The sequence below is a fragment of the Candidatus Nitrospira neomarina genome (assembly GCF_032051675.1).
GTDB lineage: Bacteria > Nitrospirota > Nitrospiria > Nitrospirales > UBA8639 > Nitrospira_E > Nitrospira_E neomarina.
The window spans coordinates 17,688-29,711 of the sequence record NZ_CP116968.1; the positions used below are offsets into that span (position 1 = coordinate 17,688).

At 47.9% G+C, this 12,024-nt stretch carries 9 protein-coding genes; 4 read left to right on the forward strand and 5 right to left on the reverse strand.

Annotated features, from left to right (window positions below):
• Positions 1-52 precede the first annotated feature (52 nt).
• From PQG83_RS00105 to PQG83_RS00115, 3 genes are read right to left on the reverse strand one after another with little or no spacing between them, the layout of a single operon-like run.
• Positions 53-412 (reverse strand): hypothetical protein, encoded by a 360-nt coding sequence (locus PQG83_RS00105; protein WP_312745290.1) that lies wholly within the window; start codon positions 410-412, stop codon positions 53-55.
• A 4-nt stretch (positions 413-416) separates the two neighbouring features.
• A complete protein-coding gene (gene floA, locus PQG83_RS00110) occupies positions 417-1,391 on the reverse strand; it encodes a flotillin-like protein FloA (protein WP_312745292.1) in 975 nt (324 codons plus the stop codon).
• Positions 1,391-2,779: an NfeD family protein gene (locus tag PQG83_RS00115; protein WP_312745294.1), complete on the reverse strand. Its 1,389-nt coding sequence runs from the start codon at positions 2,777-2,779 to the stop codon at positions 1,391-1,393. Before PQG83_RS00115 ends, floA begins: the two co-directional genes overlap by 1 nt.
• A 223-nt stretch (positions 2,780-3,002) precedes the next feature.
• Between PQG83_RS00115 and PQG83_RS00120 the strand changes: the two genes are divergently transcribed.
• The gene (locus PQG83_RS00120; RefSeq protein WP_312745297.1) at positions 3,003-3,413 is read left to right on the forward strand and encodes a hypothetical protein; all 411 of its coding nucleotides are present in this window, start codon (positions 3,003-3,005) and stop codon (positions 3,411-3,413) included.
• A 194-nt stretch (positions 3,414-3,607) separates the two neighbouring features.
• Here the strand turns inward: PQG83_RS00120 and PQG83_RS00125 are convergent, their stop codons facing one another.
• Together PQG83_RS00125 and PQG83_RS00130 are read right to left on the reverse strand one after the other, a co-directional pair.
• Positions 3,608-5,776: an amylo-alpha-1,6-glucosidase gene (locus PQG83_RS00125; protein ID WP_312745298.1), complete on the reverse strand. Its 2,169-nt coding sequence runs from the start codon at positions 5,774-5,776 to the stop codon at positions 3,608-3,610.
• Positions 5,777-6,192: 416 nt separating this feature from the next.
• On the reverse strand, positions 6,193-7,239 hold the full coding sequence (locus tag PQG83_RS00130; RefSeq protein ID WP_312745300.1) for a glycosyltransferase family 4 protein: 1,047 nt from the start codon (positions 7,237-7,239) through the stop codon (positions 6,193-6,195).
• 1,008 nt (positions 7,240-8,247) lie between these two features.
• Between PQG83_RS00130 and PQG83_RS00135 the strand changes: the two genes are divergently transcribed.
• The 3 genes from PQG83_RS00135 (at position 8,248) to PQG83_RS00145 (ending at position 12,014) form a co-directional block, all read left to right on the forward strand.
• The gene (locus PQG83_RS00135) at positions 8,248-9,627 is read left to right on the forward strand and encodes a sigma-54-dependent transcriptional regulator (protein ID WP_312745302.1); all 1,380 of its coding nucleotides are present in this window, start codon (positions 8,248-8,250) and stop codon (positions 9,625-9,627) included.
• Positions 9,611-11,425, forward strand: coding sequence for an ATP-binding protein (locus PQG83_RS00140; RefSeq protein WP_312745304.1), 1,815 nt, complete (start codon positions 9,611-9,613; stop codon positions 11,423-11,425). The genes PQG83_RS00135 and PQG83_RS00140 overlap by 17 nt, the downstream gene beginning before the upstream one ends.
• A 253-nt stretch (positions 11,426-11,678) precedes the next feature.
• A complete protein-coding gene (locus tag PQG83_RS00145; RefSeq protein ID WP_312745306.1) occupies positions 11,679-12,014 on the forward strand; it encodes a hypothetical protein in 336 nt (111 codons plus the stop codon).
• Positions 12,015-12,024: the final 10 nt, after the last annotated feature.

The following is a 12,024-nucleotide window of genomic DNA, read 5'->3' on the forward strand; positions in this document are numbered from 1 at the left end:
CACCTACAGGGCAGCTGTTCAGGTTGATAAGGTTTCTTATCCCTTTCAAGATCTAGTTATCGGGGTGTTCCAGGGCCCTACAGGGCCCTAGAACAGTCATGATGATAATTCCCTGACGAAGGTCCGCTTTATTGCGTATACGAAGCCGGCTGGCGGTCCGGCGTTTCGGAGTGGTCGTGGGTCTGAATTTCTGTATGGGCCGTTTTGGTGACGATGGAGAAAGGTTCGTGATGTCGGGTGTCTCGGGGGGACCTTGGTTTGCGGAGTCATCCTCTGAAAGAAAGAGATCCTTCAGATCTCTGAGAGCGATGTCTCTCCGTATTCGTTCGTTCAGCCATCGAATGGCAAGAGCGATCAACGACAGAATGAGAAAAATGGTAAAAGAAATAAATGCTTCCAAACTCATCATCATCTCCTTATTTGGAAGGTCCCGGCGGTTCCTCCTCCGTGCCGGCAATGGCTCCTCGCATGGCCGTATCGGCTTGTACATTTTTCATCCGGTAATAATCCATGATCCCTAAATTTCCCTGACGAAAGGCTTCGGACATGGCCTTGGGAACCTCTGCTTCCGCCTCCACGACACGGGCGCGCATTTCCTGTTCCAAGGCGACCGCCATGGCCCGCCGTTCTTCCGCTTTGGCTTGAGCAATCTGCTTGTCCGCATTGGCCTGATCGATTTGCAGCTTTGCCCCGATATTTTCTCCCACATCGACATCGGCAATATCGATGGACAAAATTTCGAACGCCGTCCCGGCATCCAGGCCCCTTCCCAATATATTTTTGGAAATATGGTCCGGGTTCTCCAGGACATCCTTATGTGTGGCGGAGGAGCCAATGGTGCTCACCATCCCTTCTCCCACCCGCGCAATAACCGTTTCTTCACCGGCTCCGCCGACCAACCGGTCAATATTGGCTCGAACGGTGACTCGTGAGACCGCGATGAGCTGGATGCCGTCCTTGGCCACGGCAGTTATTCGGGGAGTTTCGATGACTTTTGGAAGGACTGACATTTTGACGGCCTCAAGGACATCACGGCCGGCCAGGTCAATGGCGGCGGCGCGTTTAAAGGTCATGGGGATATTGGCCTTGTCGGCTGAGATCATGGCATTGACGACTTTGACCACATTGCCTCCGGCCAGAAAGTGAGCTTCCAGATCGTCCACGGGAATATCGAGTCCTGCCTTGACCCCGCTGATTCTGGCATTGATCACGGTGACCGGGGGAACCCGGCGCAACCGCATGCCGACCAGTGTAAAGAGTCCAACGTAGGCGTTTGAAGCCCATGCCGCGATCCAAAGGGGAATGGGAATGACATACAGAAACCCAAACAGAAGTACCAGAACCAAGACAAGGAGCCCGAGGGAACCGAATGCCTGAGTTTCAATTTCCATTATTTGGAGTCCTTTTCTGATTGGGGTGGTGCGAGTCGAACCACCACCCGATTGCCATCGATGCGCACGACTTCAAGAGGTTGACCGGCATCAATAAAAGTTCCGTCGGATACCACATCCACCCGTTCTCTATCAAAGCGAGCAATGCCGGAAGGGTGCAGGTCGGATACGGCGATTCCCTGCTTGCCCAACCAACGATGATCTGCCTCCGGACTCGATTCATATCCCTCTTGAGCCTGCAGGTTGGTTTCCAGGATCAGTCGCCTTCCATATGGAAGGCGGGGGAAATAGCGGAGCAGAATGAGGGTGGCGAGGATGGCCACCAGAATTGAAAAGGCCACTTGACCAAGGGCGGAAAGCATGGAATCCCAGGTGGCCCCGGTTCCGATAAGACTCAGTCCCAATCCTCCCATAAGCGCCATGATTCCTAAGATTCCAGCAATGCCAAAGCCGGGGATGACAAAAATTTCCAGTCCGACCAATAATAGGCCAAGTCCAACTAGGAGAAATTCTTCTAATCCTGCGAGTTGGACAAGCCCATGTCCCCAAAAAAAGAGGGCAAGGCTGATGAGCCCGAGGGCGCCAGGAACCCCAAAACCTGGCATCCGCATTTCCAGCATAATTCCCAATATCCCAACGGTCATCAATAGGGAGCTGACCACGGGATGGGTGAGGAACCGCACCAGGGACTCAGCCCAGGTTTCTGACGCGTAGCGAATGTCAGCATCAGCGAGGTTCACAGATTCTAGCACAGCCTCCAGCGAATTGGCTTGGAAGTCTGCGATGTCGGCCTGTAACGCCTCTTTGGTGGTGAGGGTCAGCAATTTACTTTTTTCAATCAGGTCTGGAACTTCCACATCCGCATCGACCATTGCTTCGGCGACGAGCGGTGGACGATTCCGTTGCTCAGCGGTTGCCCGGAACTCTTTGCGCATATACGAGACGGTTTTTTCTTCAACGGGTTGGGCCGGCGAACCTGGGAGACCGATCTGCACGGGTGTGGCGGCACCGATGGTGCCGCCGTCTGCCATCGCAATTTTTTCGGAGGCCAGGCTAATGAGAGCGCCGGCGGAAATGGCTCGTTTGTTAATGAACGCGATGGTGAGAACTTTGGAGTTCAGGAGCGCATCACGAATCAGCACGGCGGCATCGACCCGACCACCAAAGGTATTAATCTCTAATATGACGGCTTTGGCTCCAGCGGCGGTGGCTTCGTCTAATACCCGTTGCACAAATGGTGCAAGGCCTAGATCGATGACCCCCTCAATGGGAGCCACAAATACGATAGGCTTCGGCATGACGGCCTGGCACACACCGAAAACCATGAAGACAGACAGATAAATCGCCAGCATGGAAAGCACATGGTGTAATCGTATATGTGCCAGCATTAATCAGAACCCTCTCATTCTATCCTACCTTGTTTGATGGGACTCAGGCGATGGCATGCCTATGGAGGTGCTTGAGTCGCGGGAATATTGTGATTTGGGTCCATTAGACATCTCTGATCTTATCGAATCATTAAAATCCAATGTGGAAGAGTTTTGGCGAAGGATAATATGAGCCATAATAACTCATTTTAAATGGACCTTATAACTTATACGGAGGTGTTACATGAAATTTTCATACATGCTTAACGGGGCATTGGCTCTGACGTTCATCACAGGAGTGGCCTACGGCCAAGAAAACATGGTCGCAGGTGCGAGTGATATGGAAATGCAAGTTGTCGATAAGAATTGTTGGGTAGAGTTATATGAGGATACTGATTTTGATGTTGACGATCCCCATGTCCGTGTAGCGGGACCTTTCCAATCTTCCACATTAGAGGATGTGGCTGGTCAGAATTGGAATAATGAAATCGAGAGTTTGATTGTAGGACCCAATGCCATGGTTTACGCCTATGAGGATCCGGATTTTTCCGGAACCGAAGTAGCGTTTGTCGCCAATCAACGAAACAGTGATTTAGCGGATTTAGATCTGTCTGACGATATCGAATCATTAAAAATCAACTGTGGAAAAGATTAAGTTTGTGTTGTATTACATCTCCCCGTCCTTAAAAAGTATCAGATTGTAAAGTGGGCACTTCAAAGGTTCTCATTGCATTGGTTATCAGTGTACAAACTAGAGGTCTCGGGTGAGGAAAAGTGTGGCGATGCGTCCCCTGGAGGGGCTCCGGCATAAACTTAATTGCCGATACGGAGTGCTAAACCGAAATCGCGTCATCTGACTGCCACAATGCTCAGTTGATCATCTTTTCGAGTCACATTGATCATGACATCTGATTCTGTTCGTGTAAATTCCAGATCTGCCGAAACCTTTCCTATCCGAAGATTTTTAATCTGGATGGCCGGTAAAAACTCGGGAAGAGAGGGATGCGTGAATCGGATTTCTCGATCGGTCCCGTGAAAGGAAATGCCGAGACAGGCCTGTAACAATAAAAACACGGCTCCTGCCGCCCATGCTTGAGGAGCGCAGGCGACCGGGTAGAGAATTGGACCCTCTCCAGGTTTTCGAGGAAACCCGCAAATCAACTCAGGGAGTCGATGAAGGTCCACCTGAATACTCAAATCAAAAAGTCCTCCTAAGAGCCGTTCGACACCTTGTGTCAAACCATACCGACTCATTCCTAAGGCAATGAGAGCGTTGTCGTGTGGCCAGATCGATCCATTATGATAGGCCATGGGGTTGTATCGAATTTCAGTGGTGGGGATTGTCCGGATTCCCCAACCAGAAAAAAAATCCTCCTCTAATAATCCTTTCGCGATGCGTTCGGCTCGATCCTGTGTGGCAATTTCAGTAAAGAGCGTATGCCCGGCGTTGGTAGAACGAATTGCACAGGGTTGTTTGATTCTATCAAGGGCAAGGATGTACGTGCCTAATTCGTCTGACCAAAATTGCAAATTGAATTGGTGGCGGAGTGTTTGAGCTTCACGTAACAGTGATTCTGCTCGATCATGGTAATTAAGAAGTCTCGCTAAATGAGACGCCGCCCGTTTTGCGGCATACACATATCCTTGAACCTCACAGAGGGCAATTGGTCCCTCGGCGATGGTGCCGTCTGCATGGAACACCGCATCATTGGAATCCTTCCAGCCCTGCTGAGCGAGGCCGTTGGGGGTTTGCCGAACATACTCCACGAATCCGTCCTTGTCTGGATCTCCATATTCATCAATCCATGCCAACGCCCGTTCCAGGTGAGGCCAGAGTGAGACGATAAAATCTTTGTCTCCCGTTCGATCGAAATATGCTCCGGCCAAGAGCACAAAAAGCGGGGTCGAATCGACGCTTCCATAATACTGCTCGAAGGGAATTTCCTTGAGGGCCGCCATTTCGCCCTTTCGGGTTTCATGCAAAATTTTACCTGGTTGTGCATCTTGATCCGGAATAATATCCGTGGCTTGGGTGGAAGCCAAAAAGGTCAATACCCCTCGCGCGAGATCCGGATTAATCCATAAACATTCCAGCGCCGTAATAATGCCATCTCTCCCAAAAGCGGTGCTAAACCATGGCACACCCGCATAGGGATAGGCACCCTGGGGAAGATCAGTGGTCATCATGCAGATGTCATCGAGAGACCGATTCAGCCAGTCATTGAATTGTTCATTCCCGCTGTAAATCTTACAGTACTGTGCCTTGGCCGTTTGCAAAGCATGGGCGGCATGGACTCGAGCCGTGGAAAAATTCATTGGCTCCGGCACCTGACCCTCCACCGAACAGGCGACATTGATATGAAAAGATTTTTCTTCATGCGGAGCCAGGGATACCTCAAAAACCATCGATTTGGTGGAGGCTGTTGTTGGCGAAGGATCGACGGTAAGATACGTGATCCTTTTGATATGATCCAACCCCTGATACTCAAAAACGACAGCTTTGCTTTTCAGGAGCGTCGTGGTCATCACCCCTCGCTGGGGACGTTGTTCACCCCGTACTTCAAAGATATCCGCAAAGTCCGCCTCAAATTGGATCGAAAAACTCAGGATTAACGGATTTAATGAGTAATTGGTGAACTGAAATTGTTCATAACACCGAGCTTGCCAAAGAAGCTTTGTTCGAGAAATATGGAGGGTGCCCCTAGGGAGGAACGTCAGATCATTTTGATACCGATCAGGATTAGTCAGGTCCACAGCAAGTAAGGCATTGTCTTCCTTGATGGTGGAGCTGAGAAGAAAAGGATGGGATTCTTCTAGATTAAATTCCAATTTGGAAAGAAACCGAGTTCCTTCATGATACAGTCCCTGCTCGCCCAACCCAATGCGTTGAATATCACCGTACCGATTAAAAATGCCAAATGTTTCTCCATGCTTTAAGACATGCGTTCGGGCATCGGCAAGGGCGGATGTCGCCAGAATATAATGCTCATCTCCTATCCGGATAATTTTCTTCTCCATTGGATCTCCTTTGACCCTGGGAAGGGAAATTGATCAATTTTATAGCCTTAGTATCAAAAGGTGGATATTCAGAGAAATACCTATGAATGAAGCATTTCAGGAATTTCCATTAAGTTTTCGAAATGGGTGATTCACGAACATAGGGGCATCCCTCGTGAATAAATGAGATGATTCCAAACATACTTGATTACCTATCTGCATGCCAAGATCGTGCCTGGAGAGTTTATGATGTGGTCAAAAATGCTTCAAGAAAGAAGGCTGCTGTCATAACCTCGACGGTTGCTTTCTGCCGGAAAAACTTTTTTCGTTATCAGGTGGTGAGGCTATGGACCTGCCTGCCTCACTTTACTCCCCCTGCACTAAAATGAAGAAGGGAGCCATGAATAATTCCTTCAGGCTCTGCGTTGTTGTTGTGATTACGCTGCCTCCAATTGAGGCCCCAAGCGAATGAGTGAGGAGTAGAGAGCAAGATATTTTTTCGCCATAACTTCTGCAGTAAACCGTTCTTCGAATATTTGCCGACATGCGGTTCTTTTGAGAGTCTCAAGGTTTTCAACAGCTTTCACCGCCTCGTGAATATCTTGAACGATAAATCCCGCTACACCCTGTGTTAACACTTCGGGAACCGATCCGCGATGGTAGGCAATGACAGGAGTCCCGCACGCTAATGCCTCAATCATGACCAACCCGAAGGGTTCCGGCCAATCAATGGGAAACAGGAGAGCTTTGGCTTTTCCTAAAAACGCATCTTTTTCTCTTTCCCCAATTTCCCCCAAAAATTCCACCAGGGGATGATTCAGAAGAGGTTTGATCGTTTCCTCAAAATAGGCATGATCCACTTTGTCCACTTTCGCGGCGATACGAATAGGGATACCTACGCGTTTTGCCACGGCAATGGCGCGATCCACCCTCTTTTCCGGCGATATCCTTCCAATGAAAGCCAAATACTCACCAGGCTCTTCCCGGAAGGTGTAGTGCTCCGCAGGCAAGCCATGATAAACATTCCCAACCCAATTAACCCATGGCAGGGGTTCTCGCTGAGAAAAGGAAATAGAAGTCAGCGGCATATCGCTGAATTGTTTATATAACGGCACGAGATCAGGGATATCCAATCGGCCATGCAAGGTGGTCAATGTTTTATGTTTGATCTGTTGGAAAAGGAGAAAATGCAGGTAATCCGTATGGAAATGAATGATATCGAATTGTTGGGAGTCTCGATGAACCAGTTCCAGCATCGTAACATGGTGGGCCAGGGGATCAATGCAATGGCGATCAAGCCGGAGAGCCCTCTGACAGGGTGCAACCAAATGCGCCGTGGTCACCGAATCTCCACTCGCAAACAACGTCACTTGATGGCCTTGCCGCACCAGTTCGTCAGTTAGATACGAGACGACCCGTTCCGTTCCTCCATAGAGTTTCGGGGGCACACTTTCATATAAGGGAGCGACCTGCGCTATTCGCATACCAACAGCCCTCAGTTTTTCACATTGAAGGAAAATGACATATCCGTATTTCTATAGACATGAGAGCCTCTGGAACGTATATCCTTTTCTGCGGAAAATTCACGAAATTTAAAAACAATTCTTGAGATTTCTCCTCCGGCCCAAGTCAGGAATTTTACCTCCAGGTTTGTGAACGTCCCGTCATATATAATTGACGACAAAAAACTTGAAACGTTTGGGCCACTCAATGAAATTGTCACAATGTTGGGGAATAAATAATCTCTCCCTAAACAAAGTCAAGTATTATGGTGCAAGCACATGTTTCCATTTCGATAAGACAAAGAAAGCATTGAATGCCATAGTGGTGTCTTTCTCTTTGCGCACAATAAGCACTTGTCACCGGATCTTTTTTTTGGCGCATTAAGCCAGCCCTCGCCTCTGGTCATCCCACTCATGCTTGCCCGCCCATATCCTGACTTCCTTTTATTCCTGTTTGTTCCCAGATGAGTTTTACATCACTGTCCTCCACAATCGGATCTCGTCGAGCAGTGCCTTCAATTGATGTGCTCTGAGGGAATACTCTGAAGATATGGATCCCCGGTCGTTTCCCAACGATTGATCAGATAGGTTTGCCCTTCTCTTTCTTGCCTCCAAAGCAGAGGTGGGAAACTCAAACAGACATTTTTCAAGCTTGGGTAATCAACATGTACCTATCATTAAAGTCCCCAAAATGCCTATTTTTGAGCTTCAATTCCTGGGGGTGTCTCAAATGGCCCATTCATGGAATATGAGACAAAAAGGAAATTCCTCGAATAAACCCTACACTCTTTCCCGTCCCGGGCAGCGAACGACTTTAAAGTGTTTTTGAGAACAACGAATGGCTGGTAATACTCATAGCTGTTCTTTTGTGATGAAGATTCTTCAGCCAAAGTATATAATTTTGAGAAGTTACACGATGACCTCATAAAAAAGCGTAAACCTATGATCTGAATGACCTCGGATCATGAATGCCGCAGTGCGAGACGAAACATGCCAAAAAAAATCTTTGTGGTTGATGATGAAGAGGCTTCTCGTGAAGGGTTGGCAATCCTTTTGGCGAAATGGGGCTATGAAGTGGAACAAGCTGGGGATGGGAAGGAAGCTCTGACTAAAATCCCTCACTTGCATCCTGATGTGGTCATTACCGATTTGGTTATGCCTGGATTTAATGGACTCGAGCTCATTCAGTTTCTTCAGAAAGAATTAATATTCAGTCCGGTCATCGTCCTGACTGGTCACGGGACCATTGAGACGGCTGTTTCGGCTATCAAGCAGGGCGCGTACGATTATTTGACTAAACCCCTGGATGTGGCCAGGCTGCGCATTATGGTGGAAAAAGCATTGGAAAGAGGAGAGACCCATCGAGAAATGGTTTTGTTGCGTAAACGACTGAAAGGGTTGTGGGGACTGGGTAAATTGGTGGGTAAGAGTAAGCCCATGCAGGAAATTTACAGTCTCATTGAACTGGCAGCCCCGACGCCGGCTAGAGTCCTCATTCTCGGGGAGAGTGGCACAGGAAAAGAATTAGTCGCACAAAGTCTCCACGAACTATCCGACCGAAGTAAAGGGCCCTTTATTCCGGTAAATTGTACGGCCATCCCTGAAACCCTCCTGGAGAGCGAAATTTTCGGACATGAAAAAGGCGCGTTTACGGGCGCCTTGGATAGAAAACCGGGGTGTTTCGAACTGGCACATGGCGGGACACTTTTTCTGGATGAAGTGGCCGAAATGAGTCCTTCCATTCAAGCCAAATTTCTGAGAATTCTTCAAGATTCTTCAGTCAAAAGGATTGGCGGAACAGTTCCCATCCAGGTGGATGTTCGTGTCGTAGCGGCGACGAATAAGGATCCTTTGAAGGCCATGCAGGATGGATCATTGCGCGAAGATCTTTATTATCGCTTGAATGTGTGTGTCATCCATCTCCCGCCTCTCCGGGACAGAAAAGACGATATTCCTTTATTGGTAAAGGCCTTAATTGAAGAATTTAATGTCAATTATTCGAGAACCGTCCAGTCAATGAATGATGAAGCCTTAGAGCGCTTAATGAATCATACCTGGCCCGGAAATGTCCGTGAATTGCGTAATGCCGTTGAACGGGCCGTGATGACGTGTACGGCTGATGTGATTACGACTGCGCATCTTCCCGAATTTGCCAAAATAGCGGACAGTGAAAGTCCAGAGGAGAGGGAGGGCGCAGTGCGACTGCCGATGGGATCGACAATCGAAGATGCTGAACGCCAACTTATCATTCAGACCTTAAAACATCATCATAACAATAAGACACGGGCAGCGGAGATTCTCGGTGTCAGTTTGAAAACTCTTCACAATAAGCTTCACCGGTACGGATTACACGATGCGATTGAACGTTAAGGGAAAGGAAGCGTTTGGCGTTACAGTCCTTACCCTGGTGGTGGTGGTTGGTAGTACATTCCTCAATCTTTCTCAGTTAAGCAGTGTCATCGTCCAGGAAACCTCGGAGCAGGTTTCTCTCATTAAACGACAAATTTTTGAGTACAGTAAGCGGGTGGTGCTGAATGCTCAGTCACCCGATATGCATCCTGTTGTCTTGCTGGCCACCAATCAGGAACTCAAAAAATTTCTTGAAGCCAGCGTGGGGTACTCGCCCCATCTCCTCTATGCCCTCATTGTTGATCCTCAAGGGAAAACCCTTTTACATTCCGAAGGGGCTAAAACTGAACGTACGCATCCGATCAGGCCCAAACTTGAAGATCTTCTTTCCTTGGGACCCATTGACCGTTTCACTGTGCTTTATCAGGAAGGATCCATTTTTGACAGTACGCTTCCCATAACCTGGGAGAATGTCCCCATCGGCAAAGTCATTGTCGGAATCCATACCAGTCTGCTTCGTGAAAGAATGACCTCTTCTTTGAAAACCAGTGTTGTGTTTGCTTTGGTGGCCTTGCCAATTGCCTGGTTGTTAACTATGGGCCTGGCGACGTTGACCTTGCGCCCTATCCATGCCCTGGCCGAGCAAATGGAGCAACTTCGTCAAGGACGTTTTGATGTGTTAACGGATTTAAGCCGGACCGATGAATTTCGAGAATTGGCTTCGCAGCTTCAGTTGTTGGGGCAACAACTGAAATCGGATCGTCTCAAAACCCTGAGTGAGGAGACACACCTTCAAGGAGTGATCGAACATTTGGAAGATGGGGTGATTGTCATTGATGATCAAGGAAAAACGTTATTTCTCAACCAAGCCATGGAATTCATGGTGGATATCCCTGGGCCTCATCTTCCAGGTCATCGATTGGAGTCTTTGGGAGAATCCTTTACCCCACTGATTCGATTGGTTAACCAAGCGTTAGCGGAAAAGAAAGACCTGAAGGCCGTCCCCTGCTCTTTGCCCAGAAAAGGAGAATTGAAGTCGTTTTATATTTCGGTGATCTATTTAAGATCCTCCCCACGGTTTCATGGTGCGATGATTTTATGCAGAGATATAGAATCCATGAAGACTCTCCAATCGTTGGTTCGATATGCTGCCCAGCTCACGACTTTGGGGCAACTGACTTCAGGGCTCGCCCATGAGGTCAAAAATCCTCTGAACGCAATGGTTATTCATCTTGAAATATTAAAGGAGGAAGCCAAAGGCCTCAATGGAGACTTCCAGAAAAGTTTGGAGGTCCTGGAAGGGGAAGTCCATCGTTTGGATCGTGTCGTACTTGGTTTTTTGAAATTCATGCGTCCGCAAGAGCTGGAACTTTCCTCCGTGAATGTCAATCAGTTGCTCCAGAGGGAGTTGAGCCTAGTAGAAAGGGAATGGGGAAATAAGGGCATCCGCTTTGTCCTGGACTTTGAGTCTGACCTGCCAGCCATTTCCGCAGATCCTGATCTCTTAAGTCAGGTTTTTCTCAACATTATCTTGAATGCCTGTCAAGCCATGGAAGAACAAGGCGGGGATATTAGGGTTGCCACCTCGACCCATCAAGATAATGAAATACGGATTTCTATCAGCGACCAAGGTCCTGGTATTCCTCCTGAAATGCAAGAAAAAATTTTCCAATTATATTACACTACCAAACATCATGGAAGCGGTCTGGGTCTCTCGTTGGTCTATCGCTTTATTCAATTGCATGAAGGAGTGATTGATGTTCAAACGGAAATGGGAAAAGGCACCACCTTTAACATCCGATTACCAAGAAACATCTGAAATGACATGTACGTTGTCATGTTTTCAGCAGAGGGCCTTCATGGGTGGTCGTCAATTTCTAATGTTGGGAATGACTGTGATCTGTAGTGGATGCTCATTTGATGGTGTTATATCAGGATTAGACCGTTGGTATCCTAATCAGATCACACAAAGGATAGAGGCCTTTTCCCAGTCATTCATTCATCTTTCCTCCAATGCATCTCCTCTGAAGCCGGTTTCTGTGAACGATCCCACGCCGTCTAAGCCTATCCCCGTGAAAAATGAAATCCCATCCGATATGCCTCAACAACAAGTCCCGCCTTCTCAAGAGCAAAAACCGGCAATCCTTGTCCCCGAGATTCCTCATAAAGATAATCGTCAGGAAATTGTGACCTACAAGACTCAAATAGATGAGACGCAAAATTTGTTGCGTACCATTAATGAAAGCCACCTGTCCAAGGAACAGCACGATACCTACGTTTCTATTAATAGTTTTCTGGAAAAAGCCGAAGAGGCTTTTTCACAAAATGATTTGTCAATGGCATTGAATTTATCGGAAAAAGCCCATACCTTGACCAAAGAAATTGTCAATAATTCCACAAAACCTTAGGCGAAATAGT

What these genes read in the sequence shown, in the direction of transcription:
- PQG83_RS00105 (WP_312745290.1), bottom strand. Translation starts at nt 412, where the DNA reads ATGATGATGAGTTTGGAAGCATTTATTTCTTTTACCATTTTTCTCATT.
- floA (WP_312745292.1), bottom strand. Translation starts at nt 1,391, where the DNA reads ATGGAAATTGAAACTCAGGCATTCGGTTCCCTCGGGCTCCTTGTCTTG.
- PQG83_RS00115 (WP_312745294.1), bottom strand. Translation starts at nt 2,779, where the DNA reads ATGCTGGCACATATACGATTACACCATGTGCTTTCCATGCTGGCGATT.
- PQG83_RS00120 (WP_312745297.1), top strand. Translation starts at nt 3,003, where the DNA reads ATGAAATTTTCATACATGCTTAACGGGGCATTGGCTCTGACGTTCATC.
- PQG83_RS00125 (WP_312745298.1), bottom strand. Translation starts at nt 5,776, where the DNA reads ATGGAGAAGAAAATTATCCGGATAGGAGATGAGCATTATATTCTGGCG.
- PQG83_RS00130 (WP_312745300.1), bottom strand. Translation starts at nt 7,239, where the DNA reads ATGCGAATAGCGCAGGTCGCTCCCTTATATGAAAGTGTGCCCCCGAAA.
- PQG83_RS00135 (WP_312745302.1), top strand. Translation starts at nt 8,248, where the DNA reads ATGCCAAAAAAAATCTTTGTGGTTGATGATGAAGAGGCTTCTCGTGAA.
- PQG83_RS00140 (WP_312745304.1), top strand. Translation starts at nt 9,611, where the DNA reads ATGCGATTGAACGTTAAGGGAAAGGAAGCGTTTGGCGTTACAGTCCTT.